The organism is Rugamonas violacea, from assembly GCF_016461825.1.
Taxonomy (GTDB): domain Bacteria; phylum Pseudomonadota; class Gammaproteobacteria; order Burkholderiales; family Burkholderiaceae_D; genus Rugamonas.
This window is the reverse complement of record NZ_JAEMNU010000022.1, coordinates 103,072-124,840: the sequence shown is the minus strand read 5'-3', so window position 1 is coordinate 124,840 and position 21,769 is coordinate 103,072. Positions and strand designations below refer to the sequence as shown.

25 protein-coding genes are annotated in these 21,769 nt (G+C 66.8%); 12 read left to right on the top strand and 13 right to left on the bottom strand.

The window, feature by feature from the left end; genetic code table 11:
- Nucleotides 1-58 precede the first annotated feature (58 nt).
- The 5 genes from H7U20_RS04250 to H7U20_RS04230 all read right to left on the bottom strand — a co-directional run bounded on the left by H7U20_RS04250 (nucleotide 59) and on the right by H7U20_RS04230 (nucleotide 4,397).
- Nucleotides 59-883, bottom strand: a complete 825-nt coding sequence (locus H7U20_RS04250) for a Rossmann-like and DUF2520 domain-containing protein (protein WP_199518359.1) — start codon at nucleotides 881-883, stop codon at nucleotides 59-61.
- Nucleotides 883-1,470, bottom strand: a complete 588-nt coding sequence (locus tag H7U20_RS04245; protein ID WP_370593072.1) for a DUF924 family protein — start codon at nucleotides 1,468-1,470, stop codon at nucleotides 883-885. The genes H7U20_RS04250 and H7U20_RS04245 overlap by 1 nt, the downstream gene beginning before the upstream one ends.
- Nucleotides 1,471-1,498: 28 nt before the next feature.
- Nucleotides 1,499-2,245 (bottom strand): MgtC/SapB family protein, encoded by a 747-nt coding sequence (locus tag H7U20_RS04240; protein WP_199518358.1) that lies wholly within the window; start codon nucleotides 2,243-2,245, stop codon nucleotides 1,499-1,501.
- A 68-nt stretch (nucleotides 2,246-2,313) separates the two neighbouring features.
- A complete protein-coding gene (locus H7U20_RS04235) occupies nucleotides 2,314-2,574 on the bottom strand; it encodes a hypothetical protein (protein WP_199518357.1) in 261 nt (86 codons plus the stop codon).
- Nucleotides 2,571-4,397 carry an aminopeptidase P family protein gene (locus tag H7U20_RS04230; protein WP_199518356.1) on the bottom strand — a complete coding sequence of 609 codons (1,827 nt, stop codon included), beginning with the start codon at nucleotides 4,395-4,397 and terminating at the stop codon, nucleotides 2,571-2,573. The genes H7U20_RS04235 and H7U20_RS04230 overlap by 4 nt, the downstream gene beginning before the upstream one ends.
- Nucleotides 4,398-4,595: 198 nt before the next feature.
- Here H7U20_RS04230 and H7U20_RS04225 point away from each other — a divergent pair, with 198 nt between their 5' ends.
- Nucleotides 4,596-4,883 carry a BrnT family toxin gene (locus H7U20_RS04225; protein WP_199518355.1) on the top strand — a complete coding sequence of 96 codons (288 nt, stop codon included), beginning with the start codon at nucleotides 4,596-4,598 and terminating at the stop codon, nucleotides 4,881-4,883.
- Nucleotides 4,855-5,124: a hypothetical protein gene (locus H7U20_RS04220; protein WP_199518354.1), complete on the top strand. Its 270-nt coding sequence runs from the start codon at nucleotides 4,855-4,857 to the stop codon at nucleotides 5,122-5,124. Before H7U20_RS04225 ends, H7U20_RS04220 begins: the two co-directional genes overlap by 29 nt.
- A 9-nt stretch (nucleotides 5,125-5,133) precedes the next feature.
- Here H7U20_RS04220 and H7U20_RS04215 read toward each other — a convergent pair whose 3' ends face one another.
- Nucleotides 5,134-5,820 (bottom strand): Crp/Fnr family transcriptional regulator, encoded by a 687-nt coding sequence (locus H7U20_RS04215; protein ID WP_199518353.1) that lies wholly within the window; start codon nucleotides 5,818-5,820, stop codon nucleotides 5,134-5,136.
- Between the two features lie 142 nt (nucleotides 5,821-5,962).
- Between H7U20_RS04215 and H7U20_RS04210 the strand changes: the two genes are divergently transcribed.
- The 8 genes from H7U20_RS04210 (at nucleotide 5,963) to H7U20_RS04175 (ending at nucleotide 15,219) form a co-directional block, all read left to right on the top strand.
- A complete protein-coding gene (locus tag H7U20_RS04210) occupies nucleotides 5,963-7,909 on the top strand; it encodes an AMP-binding protein (RefSeq protein ID WP_199518478.1) in 1,947 nt (648 codons plus the stop codon).
- Nucleotides 7,910-7,923: 14 nt separating this feature from the next.
- Nucleotides 7,924-8,739, top strand: a complete 816-nt coding sequence (locus H7U20_RS04205; protein WP_233410490.1) for an ABC transporter ATP-binding protein — start codon at nucleotides 7,924-7,926, stop codon at nucleotides 8,737-8,739.
- 16 nt (nucleotides 8,740-8,755) lie between these two features.
- Nucleotides 8,756-9,652 (top strand): branched-chain amino acid ABC transporter permease, encoded by an 897-nt coding sequence (locus tag H7U20_RS04200; protein WP_199518477.1) that lies wholly within the window; start codon nucleotides 8,756-8,758, stop codon nucleotides 9,650-9,652.
- A gap of 71 nt (nucleotides 9,653-9,723) precedes the next feature.
- Complete coding sequence (locus H7U20_RS04195; protein ID WP_199518351.1) at nucleotides 9,724-10,782, top strand: branched-chain amino acid ABC transporter permease; 1,059 nt, start codon at nucleotides 9,724-9,726, stop codon at nucleotides 10,780-10,782.
- A 49-nt stretch (nucleotides 10,783-10,831) separates the two neighbouring features.
- Nucleotides 10,832-12,154 (top strand): ABC transporter substrate-binding protein, encoded by a 1,323-nt coding sequence (locus H7U20_RS04190; protein ID WP_199518350.1) that lies wholly within the window; start codon nucleotides 10,832-10,834, stop codon nucleotides 12,152-12,154.
- Nucleotides 12,155-12,334: 180 nt separating this feature from the next.
- Nucleotides 12,335-13,189 carry an ABC transporter ATP-binding protein gene (locus H7U20_RS04185; RefSeq protein WP_199518349.1) on the top strand — a complete coding sequence of 285 codons (855 nt, stop codon included), beginning with the start codon at nucleotides 12,335-12,337 and terminating at the stop codon, nucleotides 13,187-13,189.
- A 66-nt stretch (nucleotides 13,190-13,255) separates the two neighbouring features.
- Nucleotides 13,256-14,518 (top strand): phenylacetate--CoA ligase family protein, encoded by a 1,263-nt coding sequence (locus H7U20_RS04180; RefSeq protein ID WP_199518348.1) that lies wholly within the window; start codon nucleotides 13,256-13,258, stop codon nucleotides 14,516-14,518.
- A 131-nt stretch (nucleotides 14,519-14,649) separates the two neighbouring features.
- Nucleotides 14,650-15,219, top strand: a complete 570-nt coding sequence (locus tag H7U20_RS04175) for a hypoxanthine-guanine phosphoribosyltransferase (protein WP_199518347.1) — start codon at nucleotides 14,650-14,652, stop codon at nucleotides 15,217-15,219.
- Between the two features lie 12 nt (nucleotides 15,220-15,231).
- Here the strand turns inward: H7U20_RS04175 and H7U20_RS04170 are convergent, their stop codons facing one another.
- The 7 genes from H7U20_RS04170 to H7U20_RS04140 form a co-directional block, all read right to left on the bottom strand.
- Nucleotides 15,232-15,711 (bottom strand): hypothetical protein, encoded by a 480-nt coding sequence (locus tag H7U20_RS04170; protein ID WP_199518346.1) that lies wholly within the window; start codon nucleotides 15,709-15,711, stop codon nucleotides 15,232-15,234.
- Nucleotides 15,704-16,105 carry a hypothetical protein gene (locus H7U20_RS04165; RefSeq protein ID WP_199518345.1) on the bottom strand — a complete coding sequence of 134 codons (402 nt, stop codon included), beginning with the start codon at nucleotides 16,103-16,105 and terminating at the stop codon, nucleotides 15,704-15,706. The genes H7U20_RS04170 and H7U20_RS04165 overlap by 8 nt, the downstream gene beginning before the upstream one ends.
- Before the next feature lie 230 nt (nucleotides 16,106-16,335).
- Nucleotides 16,336-17,289: an NAD(P)H-dependent flavin oxidoreductase gene (locus H7U20_RS04160; RefSeq protein ID WP_199518344.1), complete on the bottom strand. Its 954-nt coding sequence runs from the start codon at nucleotides 17,287-17,289 to the stop codon at nucleotides 16,336-16,338.
- Between the two features lie 116 nt (nucleotides 17,290-17,405).
- Nucleotides 17,406-18,317 (bottom strand): MBL fold metallo-hydrolase, encoded by a 912-nt coding sequence (locus H7U20_RS04155; protein ID WP_199518343.1) that lies wholly within the window; start codon nucleotides 18,315-18,317, stop codon nucleotides 17,406-17,408.
- Entirely contained in the window at nucleotides 18,314-18,811 is a 498-nt protein-coding gene (locus tag H7U20_RS04150) for a hypothetical protein (protein WP_199518342.1), read from the bottom strand. Before H7U20_RS04150 ends, H7U20_RS04155 begins: the two co-directional genes overlap by 4 nt.
- A gap of 66 nt (nucleotides 18,812-18,877) precedes the next feature.
- Entirely contained in the window at nucleotides 18,878-19,132 is a 255-nt protein-coding gene (locus H7U20_RS04145) for a DUF1289 domain-containing protein (protein ID WP_199518341.1), read from the bottom strand.
- A gap of 75 nt (nucleotides 19,133-19,207) precedes the next feature.
- The gene (locus H7U20_RS04140) at nucleotides 19,208-19,579 is read right to left on the bottom strand and encodes a VOC family protein (protein WP_199518340.1); all 372 of its coding nucleotides are present in this window, start codon (nucleotides 19,577-19,579) and stop codon (nucleotides 19,208-19,210) included.
- Nucleotides 19,580-19,745: 166 nt separating this feature from the next.
- On the opposite strand from H7U20_RS04140, the gene H7U20_RS04135 reads away from it, so the two are divergent.
- Both H7U20_RS04135 and H7U20_RS04130 read left to right on the top strand, forming a co-directional pair.
- Nucleotides 19,746-20,159: a CopG family transcriptional regulator gene (locus tag H7U20_RS04135; RefSeq protein WP_093385706.1), complete on the top strand. Its 414-nt coding sequence runs from the start codon at nucleotides 19,746-19,748 to the stop codon at nucleotides 20,157-20,159.
- A 59-nt stretch (nucleotides 20,160-20,218) separates the two neighbouring features.
- On the top strand, nucleotides 20,219-21,688 hold the full coding sequence (locus H7U20_RS04130; RefSeq protein WP_233410488.1) for an extracellular catalytic domain type 1 short-chain-length polyhydroxyalkanoate depolymerase: 1,470 nt from the start codon (nucleotides 20,219-20,221) through the stop codon (nucleotides 21,686-21,688).
- Nucleotides 21,689-21,769: the final 81 nt, after the last annotated feature.

The window sequence follows — 21,769 nt, the reverse complement described above, 5'->3', positions numbered from 1 at the left end:
GAATGTTAATTTGCAAGAAAATCGACGCGACCGGCCGGAGCGCGGCCGGCAGCCCCGTTCAACCGGTCTTTTTGCGCCGCGCCAAGGCCGCGGTCGGCGCCACCAGATCCTGGTACAACTGGCCGGTGGCGGCGTCCCAGGCCGTCACGGCGCGCTGCTGGCGCGCCACCGTGGCCAGGTCGCCACGGGCGATCGGCCCGCTCAGCGCCGCCGCCGCACCGAGCCGGAACACATTCTCCATCGACTCGCCGGCCAGCGGCCGCGCCAACTCGCGCGCCACCGCCTCCGGGATGCCGGCCGCCTGGTAGGCGCGCAGCGCGGCGTCGAGCACGGTGACCAGATAGTTGCTCGCGAACACGGCGGCGGCGTGGTAGACGGTCTTGGCCGCCGCGTCGATGCGCACCGGCCGCGCGCCGATCGCCAACAGCGCCGGCTCCAGCACGGCCAGCGCCGCCTCGTCGCCCTCGACGCCGCAAAAGGTGCCGGCGAAAGAGCCCGCCACGGCGGCCGGATCGGCGAAGCTGCGGATCGGATGCACGCTGGCCAGCAGCGCGCCGGCGTCGCGCGCCGCCGCCAGTTGGTCCGAGGCCAGCGCGCCGCTGCAGTGGAACAGCACCACGCCGCGCAGCGGCACGGCCGCCGCCAGCGCCGCGCAGGCCGGCCCGATCTGGTCGTCGCCGACCGCCAGCATCAACACCTCGGCCGGACGCAGCTGGTCGGCGCGCGCCACGGCCCGGCCGGCGCCGATGAAGGCCGCCGCCCGCTGCGCCGAGGGCAGCGAGCGGGTCAGCACGTCCTGCACGGCGAAGGCGCCGGCGGCGGCGAACAGGCGCCCCAGCACGCCGCCGACGTGGCCGCCGCCGACCAGGTTCAGGCGCCGCATCAGAAGCCCGCGCCCGGTTGCTGCAGAAAGGCCAGCTCCAGCATCGTCGAGACGCGGCCGAGCACGGCGTTGCGGTGCGGGAAACGGCCGAAGCGCTTGATGACGTCGCGGTGGCGGTGGGCGAAGTCGAGCATGCCGTCGAACTCGGGCGCCGCCTGCGCCAGCCGGGTGAACAGGCCGACCGACTGCACCTGCATCTCGTCGTCCTCGGCGTGCTCGAACGGCAGGTAGATGAAGGCGCGCTGCTGCGGCGGCAGCGCCAGGTCCTCGTCGGCGTCGACCATGTCCTGCGCCGCGCGCAGCGCCAGCGCGTCGCCGGCGAAGGCGCGCGCCGCGCCGCGATACACGTTGCGGGTGAACTGGTCGAGCAGCAGGATGCGCGCCAGCGCCGCCTGCGGCCCCTCGGCGTCCCACTCGCGCAGGCCGCCGGCCAGCGCCTGCTCGATCAGCGCGCCGAAGCGGTCGCCGATCTCGGCGTCGAAGCGCGCGTCCTTCTGGAACCATTCGCGCCGCGCCGCGCCGTGGCCCGGGCTGCCCAGCGGTGGAAACCAGAATTCGAAGACCGCCCTTGCCTGTGGATTCATCATGCCCCGCCCCCTTGAAGTCATGGCCGCCCTAGTTGCGGGCGTGCGACAGCTGGAAGCTGTCGATACCGTCGAACACCGCCAGTTCGGCGGCCACCGCCGCCAGCGAGGAGCCGCTGCGCTTGCTCAGCGCGATGGCGACGAAGCGCCACTCCTGGCGGCCGCCGTCGCTGCCGATCATCAGCGAGCCGCCGGCGATCTCGTAGCCGCGCGCCAGCGCCATGGCGCGCAGCGCCGGCTCCTGCGGCATGTAGTTCTGCCTGAAGCGCATGGTGATGGCCACCGCGTGGCGCGACGGCAGCCAGGCCTCCAGCTTGGACAGGAAGATCATCGACATCGCGCACAGCAGCGCCAGGCCCATCGCCGACAGGTAGAAGCCGACGCCGCACATCACGCCGATCACCGACGAGGCCCAGATCGAGGCGGCGGTGGTCAGGCCGCTGATGTTGAAACCCTCGCGCATGATGACGCCGGCGCCGAGGAAGCCGATGCCGGTGACGATGCCCTGGATGATGCGGGTCGGGTCGGTGCCGGTGGTGATGGCGGTGACGTGGCCGCCGAACCAGAAGCCGGGATAGCCGCCGATCACCGTCAACGCCGCCGAGGCCATGCACACCAGGCCGTAGGTGCGCATGCCGGCGGCGCGGCCGTGGTAGGAGCGCTCGTAGCCGACCAGCAGGCCGAGCAGCAGCGCGCCGATCAGGTTGAGCAGGATGACGCCGTTGGTGGCCAGCTCGCCGGTGGACCAGTACGCGGTAAGGAATTCGATGGTTGGCATTGCGGCCCTGTTGTCAAAGTTGGCGCCGGCTCGGCGCACGCTGCGGGCCAGGCCCGCGCCGCCGTAGCCTAGTCCGGGGCTTTCTTGTTCAACTGCTTTTCAAACGCGACATCGAGCTTGCTGACCCGCCGTGGCGTCTGCGGGCCGTGGCCGTTGACGAAGGCGACGAAGTCGTCCAGCTCCAGCGGCGCGCACAGCGGCGGGCCGCCCGGCGCCTCGGTCAGGAAGAACAGGCCGCCGCCGGTGCGCGACATCGAATATTTGGCATTGCCGCTGCGGACCTTGAGACGGTCGACGGCGGAAGTGGCCCGGGTTGAACGTCCGCTCATACGGCCTCCGTGCGTTGTTCCAGCCAGGCCAACGCGGCGCCCGACAGGTGTGGCCGCAAGCGCTCGCGCACCCGGGCATGGTAATCGTTGAGCCAGGCCCGCTCGTCGCCGCGCAGCAGCGCCAGGTCGAGGCAACGGCTGTCGATGGGGCACAAGGTCAGCGTTTCGAAGCGCAAGAAGGGGCCGAAATCGTCGCCCCACATGCTGGCCTCGGCGGCCACGTTGAGCACCAGGTTCTCGATACGGATGCCCCACTGGCCGGGCCGGTAGATGCCCGGTTCGATGGAGGTGATCATGCCCTCCTCCATCGCCGTCTGCGGCTCCGCCATGGCCGACGGCGAGATCGACTGCGGCCCCTCGTGCACGTTGAGGAAGTAGCCGACGCCGTGGCCGGTGCCGTGGCCGAAGTCGATGCCCTCGGCCCACAGCGGGGCGCGGGCGATGGCGTCGAGCATGGGCGACTTGACGCCGCGCGGGAAGTGCGCCGACGACAGCGCGATCACCCCCTTCAGCACCAGCGTGAAATCGCGCCGCTGCGGCGCCGTGATGGCGCCGACCGGCACCACGCGGGTGACGTCGGTGGTGCCGCCCAGGTATTGGCCGCCGGAGTCGATCAGCAGCAGGCCGTCGCCTTCGATGACGGCGTGCGCCGCCTCGCTGGCGCGGTAGTGCATGACGGCGCCGTTGGCGCGGAAGCCGGCGATGGTGCCGAAGCTGGGGCTGACGAAGCCGGGCCGGCGCGCCCGCGCCGCCGTCAACTCGCGGTCGATGGCCAGCTCGGTCAGCGGCGCGCGCCGCGCATCGGCCAGGGTCTGCTCCAGCCAGCTGAAGAATTCGCACAGCGCGGCGCCGTCCTGCTCCATCGTGGCGCGCACGTGCGCGGCTTCCTGCGCGCTCTTGCGCGACTTGGCGAAGGTGGTCGGGTTGATCGCCTCGACCACCGTGACGGCGGCCGGGACGCACTGGCGCGTGCCGTGGGTCAGGCGGCGCGGGTCGAGCAGCAGGACGGTATCGGCCGGCAGCGCGGCCAGCGCGGCGGCCAGGCCGGCGTAGGGCGCCAGGTCGACGCCGTCCTGTTCCAGCACGGCGCGCAGGGCCGGCGCGATCTTGTCCTCGCCGACGAACAGCGTGGCGCGCTGCGGGCCGATCAGCGCGTGGGCCAGGAAAACCGGATTGAAGTTGACGTCGGCGCCGCGCAGATTGAACAACCAGGCGATGTCGTCCAGGGTCGAGATCAGGTGGCGGCCGGCGCCCAGCGCGGCCATGGCGGCGCGCAGCTCGGTCAGCTTGTCGGCGCGACTCTGCACCGCGTGCGGCGGCAGGTGCTCATAGACCGGCGCGGCCGGCAGCGCCGGACGCTCGTCCCACACCTCGTCGAGCAAATCGAGATCGCTGCGCAACGTGACGCCGGCGGCATCCAATGCCTGCGCCAGCAAGCGCGCCGTGGCCAGGCCCAGCACGGCGCCGTCCACCGCCACCGTCTGCCCGCTGCGCATGCGCGCGGCCAGCCAGCCGATGTACTCGACGCTGGCGCCCGACGGCAGCTTCATCAACTGCACGCCGCTGCCGGCCAGCTCCGTCTCGGCCTGGGTCCAGTAGCGCGCATCGGTCCAGACGCCGGCGAAATCGGCCGTGACGATCAAGGTGCCGACCGAGCCGGTGAAGCCGCTCAACCATTGCCTGCCCTGCCAGCGCGCCGGCAGATATTCCGACAGGTGCGGATCGGCCGACGGCACCATCAACGCGTCGATCTGGTGACGGCCCATGGCCTGGCGCAGCTGCGCGAGGCGCCCGGCGACATCGGTTCTAGCTGGTGTGTGCATGAAGACTGTTCAAATCGTTTATACGGCTCTGCCGGCGGCGGCAGAATGAGACCTATGATACCGCGATTGGGGCCATGGCAGAAGGCGCTTCGCTGCGGAAACGCCCCACCTTCGCCAACACCTGCGCGAACCGACCGCAACCATACAAATAGCCGTACATTTTTATGGCTATTTTTCAGCTTCGTGCTAGCCTGACCTATGACACCGAAGTTCGAATGGGACTACAGCAAGAATGTCATCAACTGCCTGAAGCATGGCGTTTCGTTTGCTTCGGCTCAACTGGCATTTGTAGATCCCAACCGAGTTATCGCCGAGGACACGGCGCATAGCCAGTCCGAGGAACGCTATTTTTGCTTTGGCATGGTCAACGAAGAAGTCCTGTCGGTACGATTCACCTATCGGAACAGCACAATTCGAATTTTCGGCGCTGGCTATTGGAGAAAGGGGAAAGTGATCTATGAACGCGCGAATCAAGTACACCGATGAACCGATAGAGGCCAGGGTGATCGCCGATTTTCTACCGCCTCCCGACCAGCTCATCTTTCGCGAAGAAACGGTCAAGATCACGCTCACCTTGAGTAAAAAGAGCGTGGACTTCTTCAAGTTGGAAGCAACAAAGAACCACAGCCAGTACCAGCGCATGATACGCGCGCTGATCGACCAATACGTGGCGCATTACGACATGCCAACATCCTCGACTCCCAAACGCGCGCTCCCGAAACGCTAGCGGCTCACCTCAAGCCTCGTAGCGCCGCAAGCCGTCCAGATCGAGGATGCGGATGCCGCCGTAGTCGAGCCGCAGCAGGCCGTGCTTCTCCAGCACCTGCAAGGCCTGGTTGGCGCGCTGGCGCGAGGCGCCCGACAGCAGGCCCAGCTCCTCCTGCGAGATCTGCACCAGCTTCTCCAGCCCCGGATACAGATGCGAGTTGAACATCGACGCCAGGCAGCGCGCCACCCGCGTGTTGATGTCGAGCAGGCGCTCGTTCTCCACCATGCCGATGAACTGGCCGAGCCGCTCGTTGAGCTGCATCAGCAAAAACCGCGTGAACGGCAGGCTCGTTTCCAACAACCAATTGAAGGTGCCGACCGGCATGCGCGCGATGCGGCTGTCGCGCAGCGCCATCGCGTCGTACTTGAGCTTCTCGCCCTTCAGCAGGGTGCCCTCGCCGAACCAGCCGCCGGGCGGCACGCCGGTGAAGGTCACGCTCTTGCCCGAGGGCGAGAAGTTGTTCATCTTGACCATGCCGCTGACGATGCCGATCCAGTTTTCCGCGTTGTCGCCCTTGCGGCAAACGTAGCCGCCCTTGGGCACGAAAATCTCGTAGATGTCCGCCTCGACACGCTGCATCTGCTCCGGCGTCAGGGTCGGCGCCCAGACCGCCGCGCGCAGCGCTTCTTTCAACTGGACTGGATCACTGCTCATTGTTGCTACGCACCATGGAAAGTTCGGCAATTGTCCCCGAAATGACAACGCGCCCGGAAAGGTCAGGCTACTATCATCACACAAAACGCTTGCTGAATCAGAAATCAATAATATCGCTCTCACAGAAGAGCAACAGGAGACACTGGTGCAGACAAACTTGGACACCTTTCCCCGCCGGCTATTGGAGCACGGCCGGCTAAGGCCGCAGCATCCCGCCTTCCGCGAAAAACACCTGGGCATCTGGCAGACCTGGAACTGGGGCCAGGTCAACGCCGAGGTGCGCGCCATGGCCTGCGGCCTGGCCGCGCTCGGCTTCACACGCGGCATGAACCTGGCCATCGTCGGCGACAACCGGCCGCGCCTGTACTGGGCCATGCTGGCGGCGCAAAGCCTGGGCGGCGTGCCCGTGCCGCTGTACCAGGACGCGCCGGCGGCCGACATGGCCTATGTGCTGGAGAACGCCGACATCCACTTCGCCATCGTCGAGGACCAGGAACAGGTCGACAAGCTGGTCGAAGTGCAGGCGCTGTACCCGAACGTCCGCCACGTCGCCTACGACGACGAGCGCGGCATGCGCCACTACCGCCAGGCCGGCCTGATCTCCTGCGACAAGCTGGCCGAGATGGGCCGCGTCCACGACATGGCCCATCCCGGCTTCTTCGACGCCGCCGTCGCCGCCGGCAGCGGCGCCGACCACGCCATCATCCTCTACACCTCCGGCACCACCGGCAAGCCGAAGGGCGTGTGCCAGAGCCACGCCGCGCTGATCGCCGCCGGCGGCGGCGGGGTCGGCTTCGACCGGCTCAGCGCCGACGAGGACATCCTCTCCTACCTGCCGATGGCCTGGGTCGGCGACTGCCTGTTCTCGCTGGCGCAGGCGATGGTGGCCGGCTTCACCGTCAACTGCCCGGAGTCGGGCGACACCGTGCTGACCGACCTGCGCGAGATCGGCCCGACCTACTATTTCGCCCCGCCGCGCGTGTTCGAAAACATGCTGACCACGGTGATGATCCGCATGGAGGACGCCAGCGCCGTCAAGCGCCGCCTGTTCGCCTACTTCATGAAGGTGGCCAAGCGCAGCGGCTCGGCCATCCTCGACGGCAAGCCGGTGGCGGCCGGCGAGCGGCTGTTGTACGCGCTCGGCGCGCTGCTGGTGTACGGCCCGCTGAAGAACGTGCTGGGCCTGTCGCGGGTGCGCGTGGCCTACACCGCCGGCGCCGCCATCGGCCCCGACCTGTTCCGCTTCTACCGCTCGATCGGCGTCAACCTGAAACAGTTGTACGGCTCGACCGAAACCTGCGCCTACGTCTGCCTGCAGCCGGACGGTAACATCAAGTTCGACAGCGTCGGCATGCCGGCGCCCGGCGTCGAGGTCAAGCTGGCCGCCAACGGCGAGGTGCTGGTCAAGTCGCCCGCCACCATGGCCGGCTACTACAAGCGGCCCGACGCCACCGCCGAGGTGATCGACGCCGACGGCTACTTCCACACCGGCGACGCCGGCCTGTTCGACGCCGAAGGCCACCTGAAGATCATCGACCGCGCGGCCGATGTCGGCCACCTGACCGGCGGCGCCATCTTCGCCCCCAACTACATCGAGAACAAGCTCAAGTTCTTCCCCTTCATCAAGGAGGCGGTCGCCTTCGGCCACGGCCGCGAGCAGGTCTGCGCCTTCATCAACATCGACATCGAGGCGGTTGGCAACTGGGCCGAGCGGCGCGGCATCGCCTACTCCGGCTACACCGAGCTGGCGGCGCACGCCCAGGTCTACGGCCTGGTGCGGGACTGCATCGAGCAGGTCAACGCCGACCTGGCCGGCGAGGCGCTGATGGACGAGACGCAGATCCACCGCTTCCTGGTGCTGCACAAGGAGCTCGACCCGGACGACGACGAGCTGACCCGCACCCGCAAGGTGCGCCGCAAGTTCATCGCCGAAAAATACGCGGTGCTGATCGCCGCCCTGTACGAGGGCAAGGCCAGCCAGTTCATCACGACCCAGGTCAAGTTCGAGGACGGCCGCAGCGGCGTGGTCTCGGCCGACCTGAAGATCACCGAGTGCAAGACCTTCCCCGCCGTGCAAGCAGCGGCATGAGCACGGAGCAGAACATGCAAATGAACGAACCCGAGGCGCACTTCGGCCCGCGCCGCAAGACCGGCAAGGTGATCCTCGACCTGAAGAACATCTCGCTGTCGTTCGGCGGCGTGAAGGCGCTGACCGACATCTCCTTCGACGTCAAGCAGCACGAGATCCGCGCCATCATCGGCCCCAACGGCGCCGGCAAAAGCTCGATGCTCAACGTGATCAACGGCGTCTACCGCCCGCAGCAGGGCGAGATCATCCACCACGGCCAGCACCGCAAGGGCATGGACTGCTACGCGGCGGCCAAGTCCGGCATCGCCCGCACCTTCCAAAACATCGCCCTGTTCAAGGGCATGACGGTGTTGGACAACATCATGACCGGGCGCAACCTGAAGATGAAGTCGAACTTCCTCATGCAGGCGCTGTACTGGGGACCGGCGCGGCGCGAAGAAATCGAACACCGCGTCAAGGCCGAGGAGATCATCGACTTCCTCGAAATCCAGGCGATCCGCAAGACGCCGGTGGGACGCCTGCCCTACGGCCTGCAGAAGCGCGTCGAACTGGGCCGGGCGCTGGCGGCCGAGCCGGAGATCCTGCTGCTGGACGAACCAATGGCCGGCATGAACGTCGAAGAGAAGCAGGACATGTGCCGCTTCATCCTCGACGTCAACGACCAGTTCGGCACCACCATCGTGCTGATCGAGCACGACATGGGCGTGGTGATGGACATCTCCGACCGCGTCGTGGTGCTCGACTACGGCAAGAAGATCGGCGACGGCACGCCCGACGAGGTGCGCTGCAACCAGGACGTCATCAACGCCTACCTCGGCCTGGCACATTAAGGACACACGGATGAACATCAATTTTTTCTTCGAAGTGCTGATCGGCGGCCTGCTGTCGGGCGTGATGTACGCGCTGGTGGCGATCGGCTTCGTGCTGATCTACAAGGCCTCCGGCGTCTTCAACTTCGCCCAGGGCGCGATGGTCTTCTTCGCCGCGCTGACCTGCGTCGGCATCATCGACAAGTTCGGCGTCTCGATCTGGCTGGCCATTCCGCTGACCATGGTGGTGATGGCCCTGCTCGGCGTCGCCATCGAGCGGGTGGTGCTGCGCCCGCTGGTCAACCAGCCGGAGATCACCCTGTTCATGGCCACCATCGGCCTGGCCTTCTTCATCGAGGGCCTGGCCCAGTTGATGTGGGGCTCGCAGGTGCACAAGCTGGACCTGCCGATCGAGGACGTGCCGCTGCAGTACCTGCTCGACCACTTCAACATCATCGTCTCGCAGTTCGACGTGGTGGCGGCCGGCATTTGCGGCGTGCTGGTGACCGCGCTGGCCCTGCTGTTCTCCAAGACCAAGGTCGGCCGCGCCCTGCGCGCCGTGGCCGACGACCACCAGGCCGCGCTGGCCGTGGGCATTCCGCTGCAGCGCATCTGGGCGGTGCTGTGGGCGGTGGCCGGCATGGTCGCGCTGGTGGCCGGCCTGCTGTGGGGCGCCCGCAACGGCGTGCAGTTCGCGCTCACCTTCATCGCCCTGAAGGCCTTGCCGGTGCTGATACTGGGCGGCTTCACCTCGGTCCCCGGCGCCATCGTCGGCGGCCTGATCATCGGCGCCTCGGAGAAGCTGGCCGAGGTTTATCTGGGGCCGATGGTCGGCGGCGGCCTGGAGGGCTGGTTCCCCTACGTGCTGGCCCTGCTGTTCCTGCTGGTGCGGCCCGAGGGCCTGTTCGGCGAAAAGATCATCCGCCGCATTTGAGCGGCACACGAAATGCAGCATACGATTTATAAGATTTATATCGTTTTCGCGCCAATTTAGAGGAAATCCCGATGTTCTATCGTGAAGCAGGACAATTCAAGACCAGCTACCAGGCCGACAACCAGATCTTCCCGATCCGCCAGGACCGCTACGCCATGGCCGCGCTGCTGCTGCTGGCCTTTGTCGTCGTGCCGTGGTTCGCCTCGCCGTACGCGCTGTCGGCGATCCTGATCCCCTTCCTGATCTTCGCGCTGGCCGCGCTGGGCCTGAACATTTTGACCGGTTACGCCGGCCAGCTCTCGCTCGGCACCGCCGCCTTCATGGCGGTGGGCGCTTTCGGCGCCTACAACTTCATGGCGCGCCTGCCCGGCCTGCCCATCCTGCTGGCCTTCGTGCTGGGCGGCCTGTCGGCGGCGGCGGTCGGCATCGCCTTCGGCCTGCCCTCGCTGCGCATCCGCGGCTTCTACCTGGCCGCCTCGACGCTGGCGACCCAGTTCTTCGTCGTCTGGTGCCTGACCAAGATCCCCTACCTGACCAACTACAGCAGCTCCGGCGTCATCACCGCGCAAAAGATCAGCATCCTCGGCTACCAGTTCGACACGCCGGGCAGCAAATACCTGCTGGTGCTGGGCGTGGTGGCCTTGATGGCGCTGCTGGCCAAGAACATGATCCGCTCCAACGTCGGCCGTTCCTGGATGGCGGTGCGCGACATGGACGTGGCGGCCGAGGTGATCGGCTTCCGCCTGATGCGCACCAAGCTGCTGGCCTTCGCCGTCAGCTCCTTCTACTGCGGCGTGGCCGGCGCGCTGTACGCCTTCGCCTACCTCGGCACCGTCGAGCCGGAGGCCTACAACCTCGACCTGTCGTTCCGCATCCTGTTCATGATCATCATCGGCGGCGTCGGCTCGGTGCTCGGCTCCTTCCTCGGCGCCGCCTTCATCGTGCTGCTGCCGGTGCTGCTCAACGTGCTGGCGCACGGCCTGGCGCTGCCGACCAGCGTGGCTTCCAATTTGGAACTGATGGTGTTCGGCGCATTAATTATCTTTTTCTTAATCGTCGAGCCACACGGCCTGGCGCGTTTATGGCAAATTGGCAAAGAGAAGTTGCGTCTGTGGCCCTTCCCGCACTGAACCCGACCCTGGCCCATCCGATATTCAACCCCTTGAGGAGACAGCACATATGAAACGCATCAAGACTCTCGCACTCGGCGCCGCATTGGCCGCCGCCGCCGTCGGCGGCATCGCCCCTGCCTGGGCCCAGCCGGTGACGGAACAGTTCATCGCCCTGCCGTCCTACCGCGTCGGCCCGTATGCGGCCGGTGGTTCCGGCTTCTACGGCGGCATCATCGATTACTTCAACCTGGTCAACCTGAACGGCGGCGTCAACGGCGTCAAGATCAGCTGGGAGGAATGCGAGACCGAATACAACCCGTCGCGCGGCATCGAATGCTACGAACGCCTGAAAACCAAGAACGGCGGCGCCACCCTGGTCGAACCGCTGTCGACCGGCGTCGCCTACGGTGTGCTCGACCGCGTCGCGCAGGACAAGATCCCGATGACCACCATCGGCTACGGCCGCTCCGACGCCGCCAACGGCAAGGTCTTCCCCTACATCTTCCCGCTCATCACCAGCTACTGGAACCAGGCCGCCGGCATGATCAAGTACCTGGGCGACAAGAACGGCGGCATGGACAAGCTGAAGGGCAAGAAGATCGTCCACCTGTACCACGACTCGGCCTTCGGCAAGGAACCCTTGCCGGTGCTGGAGGCGTTGGCCAAGCAGCACGGCTTCGAGCTGATCAAGATCGCCGTGGCGCCGCCCGGCAGCGAGCAGCAGTCGCAGTGGTTGCAGATCCGCCAGGCCAATCCCGACCACGTCATCCTGTGGGGCTGGGGCGTGATGAATTCGGTCGCCATCAAGACCGCGCAGCGCAACGGCTTCCCGCGCGAGAAAATGCTCGGCGTCTGGTGGGCCGGCTCGGAGGAAGACACCATCCCGTCCGGCGAAGCGGCCAAGGGCTACTCGGCGATGACCTTCAACACCCCCGGCAACTACCCGTTGATGGACGAGATCCACAAGAAGCTGTACGACGCCGGCAAGGGCAACCTGGCCGACCGCAGCCGCATCGGTTCGGTCTACCACATGCGCGGCGTCAGCGCCGCCCTGCTGTGGGTCGAGGCGATCCGCACCGCGCAGGAGAAGTTCGGCAAGGGCAAGCCGATCACCGGCGAGCAGATGCGCTGGGGCCTGGAGCACCTCAACGTCGACGAGACGCGGCAGAAGGCCATCGGCGCGCTGGGCATGCTGCCGCCGGTGAAAACCAGCTGCGACGACCATGAAGGTTCCGGCGCGGTCAAGGTGCAGCAGTGGGACGGCAAGAAGTGGAACGCCATCACGCCAAACTGGATCGTCGGCGACAAGGCGCTGACCCGCAAGCTGCTCGAGGAGTCGTCGGCCGCCTACGCCGCCGACAAGAAGATCACGCCCGCCTGCGCCAAGTAAGCGCACGGGGCGGGGGGCGGAGTTAAGGCGCCAGCGGCTACACACCACCCAAAGGCGGAGAGCCGGGGTCAGACCCAGCGGGTCCGACCCCAGATTTGCGCCGCTGGGGTTTCTTAGCAAACCGCCCCCGCCCACCATGAACCAGCTTTTTAAACCTGACAGCATCCGCGAAGAACAGACATGACTACTGCCACCGCCAGCGCCCCAGCCGCCACCAGCGCCGCCCCGGCCAGCGCGCCCTACCTGTCGGTCAACAACGTCGAGGTGATCTACGACCACGTGATCCTGGTGCTCAAGGGCGTCTCGCTGCAAGTCCCGCAAGGGAAAATCGTCGCCCTGCTGGGCGCCAACGGCGCCGGCAAATCGACCACCTTGAAAACCATTTCGACCCTGCTGCGCGGCGAGCGCGGCGACGTCACCAAGGGCGAGGTCCAGTTCAAGGGCGAGCGGATCGACCAGCTGACGCCGAATGAACTGGTCAAACGCGGCCTGTCGCAAGTGATGGAGGGGCGCCACTGCTTCGGCCACCTGACCATCGAAGAAAACCTGCTGACCGGCGCCTACACGCGCGACCTGTCGCGCGCCCAGCTGAAGGAAGCGCTGGACAAGGTCTACCACTACTTCCCGCGCCTGAAGGAGCGCCGCGCCAGCCAGGCCGGCTACACCTCGGGCGGCGAACAGCAGATGTGCGCCATCGGCCGCGCGCTGATGGCCAAGCCGTCGATGATTTTGCTCGACGAGCCGTCGATGGGCATCGCGCCGCAAATCGTCGACGAGATCTTCGGCATCGTCAAAGACCTCAACAGCAAGGAGCAGGTGTCCTTCCTGCTGGCCGAGCAAAACACCAACGTCGCGCTGCGCTACGCCGACTTCGGCTACATCCTGGAAAACGGCCGCGTGGTGATGGAAGGCGCGGCCGCCGACCTGGCCAGCAACGAGGACGTCAAGGAGTTCTACCTGGGCGTCTCCGGCGCCGGCCGCAAAAGCTTCCGCGACATGAAGTTCTACCGCCGCCGCAAGCGCTGGCTGGCCTAGGCCGCGCCACCGCCGCCGACACCCGCCGCATCCCCCACCGCAACCTGATATGGAAAGACCGGAACAATGGCCGATACCCTCGACAGCCTGGAAACGCGCCCACCGGCCGAGCGCGAACGCGACCTGATGGCGCGCCTGCCCGGCCTGATCGCCCGCGCCCAGAGCGCGCCCGGCTGGGCGCGCATCCTCGCCGATGTCGACGCCGCCAGCGTCGACAGCCGCGCCGCGCTGGCGCGCCTGCCCGTCACGCGCAAGGCCGAACTGAAGAATCTGCAGCAGGCGCAGGCGCCGTTCGGCGGCCTGAACGCCACCCCGCAGGCCGAACTGGCCCGCGTCTACATGTCGCCCGGGCCGATCTTCGATCCGCAGGGCCAGGGCGCCGACTGGTGGCGCTTCGGCCGGCCGATGCATGCGGCCGGCGTGCGCGCCGGCGGGCTGGTGCAAAACTGCTTCTCCTACCACTTCACGCCGGCCGCCTTCATGGTCGAAGGCGGCGCCGCCCGCCTCGGCTGCGCCGTCATCCCGGCCGGCGCCGGCCAGACCGAGATGCAGGTGCAGGCCATGGCCGAGCTGCGGCCCGACACCTATGTCGGCACGCCGTCCTTCCTCAAGCTGATCATCGAAAAGGCGCGCGAAATGGGCGCCGATATCAGCAGCGTGCGGCAGGCGCTGATGGGCGCCGAGGCGCTGCCCGAATCGCTGCGCGCCTGGTTCGCCGAGCACGGCGTGCCGCGCGTGTTCCAGACCTACGCCTCGGCCGACATCGGCAGCATCGCCTACGAGACGGCGCGCGACGGCGTGCGCCAGCCCGGCATGGTGCTCGACGAGGACGTCATTTTGGAGATCGTCCGCCCCGGCAGCGGCGACCCGGTGGCCGAGGGCGAGGTCGGCGAGGTGTTGGTCACCTTGTTCAACCACGACTACCCGTTGATCCGCTTCGCCACCGGCGACCTATCGGCGATCTTGCCGGCGCCGGCCGATGGCGAGCGGCCCGGCGGCCATAGCAACACCCGCATCCGTGGCTGGCTGGGACGGGCCGACCAGACCACCAAGGTGCGCGCCATGTTCGTCCATGCCTCGCAGGTCAACGACATCGCCAAGCGCCACCGCGAGATCCTCAAGGCGCGCCTGGTGGTGACCGGCCGCATGGCCAACGACGCCATGACGCTGCACTGCGAGGTGGCCGATCCGCAGGCCGTCAACGACGCCACGGCCATCGTCGCCACCATCCGCGACCTGACCAAGCTGCGCGGCGAGGTGTGCTTCGTCGCCGCCGGCAGCCTGCCCAACGACGGCAAGGTGATCGACGACCAGCGCGACTACAAATAGGCGAAACGGTAAGGAAAAAACCAGCGATATAACCCTGGCCGCATGTGGAGTATCAGCGATGCCACAGCGGCCCGGCGGGATATGGCGGATAATACCGCCTTTCCCCACCCGCCCTATCGACGCCGAAGACCATGCAAGACTTCCACCACAACCGCGCCCGCGCCCTGCTGGAGAACGCGGAAGAACTGTTCAACAAAGAGACCGTCGACGCCGCCGTCACGCGCATGGCCGACACCCTCAACGAGCGCTTCAACCACGCCGACTGCGAAGAATTCCCGCTGGTGCTGGGTGTGATGGGCGGCGCCGTGGTCTTCACCGGCAACCTGCTGCCGCAGCTGAGCTTTCCGCTCGAATTCGACTACATCCACGTCAGCCGCTACGGCGACGACGACCAGGGCGGCGAAGTGGTGTGGAAGGTGGTGCCGCGTTCGAACGTGGCGGGCCGCACCGTCATCGTCCTGGACGACATCCTCGACGAGGGCGAGACGCTGGCCCACGTCAAGCAGCGCCTGCTCGACATGGGCGCCGCCGAGGTGATCCTGGCGGTGTTCGCCGACAAGGCGATCGGCAAGGCCAAGCCGGTCAAGGCCGACATCGTCGGCATCACCATCCCCAACCGCTTCGTGGTCGGCTTCGGCATGGACGCCTACGGCTACTGGCGCAACCTGCCGGGCCTGTGGGCGATCCAGACCGAGAAGTAGCTTGCGAAGAACTTAGGCGGTGGCGGCAGTGGCCGCCACCAGTCTGGCGTAGGCGATTTTCTTCTTCTTGCTGCCTCTGGCCCGGTGCATGTGTAGCGCGCGGATATTGCGGGCGGTGAAGCCGGCATCGGCTCGCGCTGCGGCCTCAGCCTCCAAGGCCGACACGAAGCTTGTCACCGGATAGCGGGCAAGAATAGCCGTGTACCAGTGCTGCAGCTCGCCCAGCCCGTTAACAGAAAAGCTCAGTTGAACCACCCGCCGCAGCAACTCCTTGTCGCGCAATCCCCTACGCACAACACGAAGCCCGAGGGTGCGCGCGCTGACCTTCGGATGCGTCAGCAGGGCATGAACGATGTGCCAGGTGCCCTCCCGATCCAAGGTCCGCAGCAAAGCGACAATGGCGTTCTCGAAGGTCGAATTCATCACGGCATCAGGCATACGCTCCAGTGCCTCAGAGCGTGAACCGAAAATTGTGCGGTTGTCATCAGTCATACTCGTATGCCTTAAACTTATCAACCGGCAATTTGATGGATTCCGCCCATTCCGGCTGAAGCGGTTCAGGGATATAGTGTCCAGAAGCGTTGTTCCAGAAATTCAACATCCCTTTCGTGGCTTTTCCAGCCCGAAATATTATTCGCCCCGCATACTCAACCGGATTGCCACGTGCGATATCGACGTGTACTTGGGCCGCATTGCCCGTTCCAACATAGACCGTCCCGTTCTGCACAATGTAGTTGAATGAGCCCTTGGGGGTTCGCGGTTCGCCTGAATCAAAGATCTTCCAGTGGCCACTGCCCATCAGTCTCAACTCGGCACGCCCCAAGTTGCCCGGATTGGGTAAATCGTGTTCCAGTGTATTAACGAATTTCCCGTCCGTCCCGCGCATTTGCGATCCGTCCGAATTCAGTATATATCGTTCGCAGGTAGTCACAATGTCACAGGCTCCCGCGCTGGCACAGTGCCGTCCTGACCTCACACAGAATATTCACGGTAGCGTTCCTTTGATGCCGCAGTGGCGACAATGCGAAAGGAAACTCTAGCGAGCGCTAGGCAATCACACCTTGCGACGGCTCAAGTCTAGCAAACCTGACGCCGCTTGTGGGCGGCCGAAAACCGCTACAGCCGCAGCCGCGCCCGCGCCGCCGCGTACTCGCGCTGCAGGCGCGCCACCATCTCGGCGGTGGTCGGCACGTCGTCCATCAGGCCGACGCCCTGGCCGGCGCCCCAGATGTCGCGCCAGGCCTTGGCGCTGCCGGAGCCGAAATTCATCGCGCTCTTGTCGGCCTGCGGCAGGGCGTCCGGGTCGAGGCCGGCGGCGACGATGGACTTCTTCAGATAGTTGCCGTGCACGCCGGTGAACAGATTGGTGTAGACGATGTCGGCGGCGGCCGACTCGACGATGGCGTCGCGGTAGCCGTCGTCGACGTTGGACTCGCGCGTGGCCAGCCAACGCGAACCGATGTAGGCGAAGTCGGCGCCCATCGCCTGCGCCGCCAGAATCGCGTCGCCGGTGGCGATCGAGCCGGACAAGGCGATCGGTCCCTGGAACATCTTGCGCACCTCGCCCACCAGGGCGAACGGCGACAGCGTGCCGGCGTGGCCGCCGGCGCCGCTGGCGACCAGAATCAAGCCGTCGACGCCGGCCTCCAGCGCCTTCTCGGCGTGGCGGATCGAGATCACGTCGTGCAGCACGATGCCGCCGTAGCCGTGGATGGCGTCGAGCATCTCCCGCGGCGGCGCGCGCAAGGAGGAGATGATGATGGGCACCTGGTGGGCGACGCAGACCGCGACGTCGTGCGCCAGGCGGTCGTTCGACTGGTGGACGATCTGGTTGACGGCGATCGGGCCGACGCGCCGCTCCGGGTGGGCCATCTGGTAGTCGCTCAACTCGGCCTGCAGCTCGCTCAGCCAGGTGTCGAGCATGGCGGCCGGCCGCGCGTTCAACGCCGGGAAGGAGCCGACGATGCCGGCCTTGCACTGCGCCGCGACCAGGGCCGGGCCGCTGGCGATGAACATCGGCGAAGCGATGACGGGGAGGCTGAGGTTCTGTAACGCTGCGGGCAGGGCCATGTGGAACTCGCTATCGAAGAATGGATCGGTGGGAAAACATGCTCAATCGGCCCATTATAGTTCGGAAAAGAACGCCCGTGCCGAAGCGCCGCGCGCCCCCGTCCGCCCTGTCCGCCTCACTCGTTGAGTAAGTACTCACCCTCGACGCGGGCGGCGACAGCGCGCACCAACTGGCTGGTGGCCCAGCGCGCCAGCTCCTCCGGCGACTGCCGTAAAAAGCGCTCGTTGGCCATGGCGAACACCGGCATCGACAGCAACAACTGCGGCAGCTCGGCCAGGGCGATGCGCTGGCGCTCCAGCAACAGGAACTTGAGCAGCACCTTGATGGCGTGCTGCGCATTGCGCTGCGGGTCGGCGGCCAGGTAGTCGACCCGCGAGCGGGCGCGGCCGATGGCGGCGGCGACGTCGGTGAAGGGCTTGCCGTGGCCGGGCACCACCAGGCGCACGTCGAGCGTGGCGATCAGGTCCAGCGTGGCGATCTCCTCGGCGAAGCCGGATTCGCCGGCCAGCTCGGGGAAGATGATGCCGAAGCCGTTCTCCCACAGCGCGTCGGCGGAGATCAACAGGCGCTCCTGCGGGCAGTAGAAGATCAGCGAATGCGGGTCGTGGCCGGGCGCGCCCAAGGCCTGCCACTCCATGCCGGCCAGGGTCAGCACGTCGCCCGGCGCGATGGTGGCGTCGAAGCCGAAGCGGTCGCACTGCTGGCCCGTGGCCTTGAAGCTGAGCGCCTCGGCATCCCAGTCGCGCACCTTGGCGGCCTCCGCCACCGGGATCGCGGTGTGGCAGCCGAAGTGCTGCTGCAGGATGGCGTTGCCGCCGCAGTGGTCGGAGTGCAGGTGGGTGTTGAGCAGGCGGTCGAGCGGCCGGCCGGCCAAGCCGTGGCGCACCAGCTCCAGCGTCTGCGCGGCGTGGATCTTGTAGCCGCTGTCGATCAGCGCGGTGTCGTCGCGGCCCAGCAGCAGCACGTTGTTGGACGACAGCCAGCCCCGCTCGAAGACGCGGATGGAGTCCGGCAGCAGGCCGCTCATCGCTTCATCTGGAACGCCAGCGAGATCTTGGCGAACTCCACCAACACCTCGCGCGAGCCGCCGTTGAAGGTCATGAAGGCATTCCCGGTGCGCACCACCATGCGCGGCGGGAACAGCCAGGACAAATACGGGATGCCGATCATCTTGGCGCCGCGCACGTCGCGCCATTCCACCTGCTTGTCGTACAACCAGGTCTGGCGGATGCCGGCCGCGTCGATGGTGACGCGGGCGCGCAGGAACCAGTAATAACTCACCAGCAGCATCAGCACGGCGCCCAGCAGCAGCGCCTTGACGCCCCAGCCGAACTGCGGCAACGGAAAGCGCCAGGCGACGCTGGCGCCATAGGCCAGCAGCACGGTGGTCATGCCGGTGGCGAACAGCTTGAAGCCGCCACCGTAGGCGGGGCCGTGGACCGTTTGCGCGGGCTGGTAGAACGAGGTCGGCGACAGCGCTGGCTTGACTGACTTGGCGGGCTTGGCGGACTTGACGGACATGGCGACCTTATTGGACTGGCGGTGAGGTGGATGGCGCGGCGGGCCGGCTGGCATCGCGGCGGCGGGCTAATCGAAATCGATCAGCTCTTCGCGCCGCTTGATCTCGGCCCAGACGGTGCGTTTAAAGTCGTCGCCGGCTTGCGCCCATTGGACGATTTCGTCGATGGTGCGCAGGCAGCCGACGCAAAAGCCGCTGTCCGGGTCCATCTTGCACAGGCTGACGCAGGGCGACGGCACCGGCGCGGCCGGCGCGCTGGAAGGCGCGGCGGCCGATGCGGTGGACGGCGCGGCGGCCGGGGCGGAGTTCAGTTCGGTGGACATCGCAGGCAGTGGTGATCGATCGTGCGCACATTATGCCGCGAAACGGGCGCCACGGTTGACCATCCCATGGCAATCTTAGCCCAGCCGCTCGATCAGCTCGATGCGGTTGCCGAAGGGGTCGGCGATGGTGGCGCGGCGGGCATCGGCCAGCGGCGCGTCGTAGTCGGCGGCGAAGCCGCGCGCCGCCAGTGCGGCCAGATAGCCGGCCAGGTCGTCGACCAGCAACGCCGGATGGGCCTTGCGCGCCGGGCGGAAGTCGGCCTCGCCGCCAAGATGCAACTGCTGGCCCGGGCCGCAGTCAAACCAGACGCCGCCGCGCACTGCCAGCGCGGGCGGCTTGGGAATTTCCGCCAGGCCCATGACGTGGCCGAAGAAAGTGCGCGCCTCGCCCTCGGCGCCGAGCGGCATGGCCAGTTGCACGTGGTCGATGCCAATTATTTTTGCCATGGTCTGCCCTCTGTAGAAGGCTACAACTTACCGCAAACGGCCGAATTTCGCTTGACCTATGCTGATTCAGGCCTATACTACCATCCATACAGATGGTCATTGGATGGTGTGACTGTTGTTTCAACCAGACGGCATGCGAATGCCGCAAGCAAGCGCACGGAGACATATGGCCAAGCAGGAACTCAAACTCAAGACCAGCGAATCGGAAAAAATCACCATCAACCTGGGACCGATCGACCTCGGCCAGATCGACCTGTTGGTGCAGGAGGGCTTCTATTCGAACCGCACCGACCTGATCCGCACGGCCATCCGCAACCAGCTCGGCATCCACGCCGACGTGGTACGTCAGACGGTGGCGCGCAAAAGCCTGGTGTTGGGCATGCAGCACTACTCGCGGGCCGACCTGGAGGCGATCCAGGCGGCCGGCCAACGTCTGCAGATCCAGGTGCTGGGCCTGGCCAGCATCGCCAGCGACGTCTCGGTCGAGCTGGCGCTGGCGACGATTGAATCGATTTTCGTGTTGGGCGCGCTGCATGCCAGCGCCGTCCTCAAAACCGCCCTGGCGGGGCGGATCCACTAAACCGCGACGACGCCCACCGGCGCTCCTCGCAATGACTCACCTGAGATTGAAGGATGCCCATGAAGCTGAACCACCCGATGTTTGCCCAAATCCGCGCGGCCACAATGCGCCTGATCGACAAGGGCCCGAGCGCCGCCACGGCGGCCATTCAACAAGCGCTGGCCGACGTGGGGCTGGGCAGCGCGCCCGCCGCCCGACAGGCGGCATCGGCGGCATCGGCGGCCCCCGCCGCCGCCGCCCCGACCATGCGCGACATCAATCCGCCGCCGGCCGGCGCGCCGCCGGCGCGGCAAAGCGACACCATCGACCTCGGCGACGGCGGCGCCAACCCGGGCAAGGCCGGCAACGGCGCCCGGCGCGAGGCGCCGCAGGCCAAGGCGGGCGGCGCGGCGCACGAGTCGAGCCAAGCCGGCGCCGCAGCGAACGGCAGCGGCAGCACCGGCCAGGACGCGGTGGCCCACGCCACCGCCGTGGCGCAGGACATGCTCAACCGCATGGGCATCCCGGTCGACATCCAGGCCAGCATCGACGCCGGCATGCAAGGCGGCATGCCAAACGGTCTGATGAATTTCGATATGAAGAACTTCGACATGAAGAACTTCGAGATGCCCAAGTTCGACCTGGGCGGCGACTTCTCCGGCCTCGACCTGCCCGGCCAGCTGCGGCCGAAAACGCCGCCGGCACCGCTGCCGCCGGGCGCGAAATTCCTCAGCGGCGCCTATAGCAACCAAGCCGGCAGCCGCAACTACAAGCTCTACATCCCCAGCAGCTACCACGGCCAAGCCATGCCGCTGCTGGTGATGCTGCACGGCTGCACCCAGGACCCGGACGATTTCGCCGCCGGCACGCAGATGAACCAGGTGGCCGAGGAAATGCAATGCCTGGTGGTGTATCCAGAACAGACCCGCAACGCCAACAGTTCGCGCTGCTGGAACTGGTTCAACGCCATCGACCAGCAACGCGGCCAGGGTGAACCGTCGCTGATCGCCGGCATCGCCCAGCAAGTGATCGAGGAATATCCGATCAACGAGCGGCAGGTGTATGTGGCCGGACTGTCGGCCGGCGGCGCGATGGCGGTGATCGTCGGCACGCTGTACCCGGAGCTGTTCGCGGCGGTCGGCGTGCATTCCGGCCTGCCCTTCGCCTCGGCGCAGGACCTGCCGTCGGCGTTGACGGCGATGAAAAGCGGCGCCAAGTCGCCGCACAAGGGCGACGGCTCGAAGCCGATCATCGTCTTCCACGGCGACCGCGACACCACCGTCAACCCGCGCAACGGCGAGCAGGTGATGGCGCAGGGCTTGGGCGGCGCGGCGGCAGCGCCGTCGGTGCAGTCGGGCAGCGTGCCGAACGGCCACCGCTACACGCAGACCACGCACAACCAGGCCGACGGCTCGCTGCTGGCCGAGCATTGGGTGGTGCACGGCGCCGGCCATGCCTGGTCGGGCGGCGACGCCAGCGGCAGCTACACCGACCACAAGGGACCGGACGCCAGCCGCGAGATGATGCGCTTCTTTAAAACGGTGAGCTGAGCGACGCCTGTCTGCCGAGGCGCCGGAGACGCCGGCAAAACCCGCAACGCAAAGCCGGGGTCGGACCCCGCGGGTCCGACC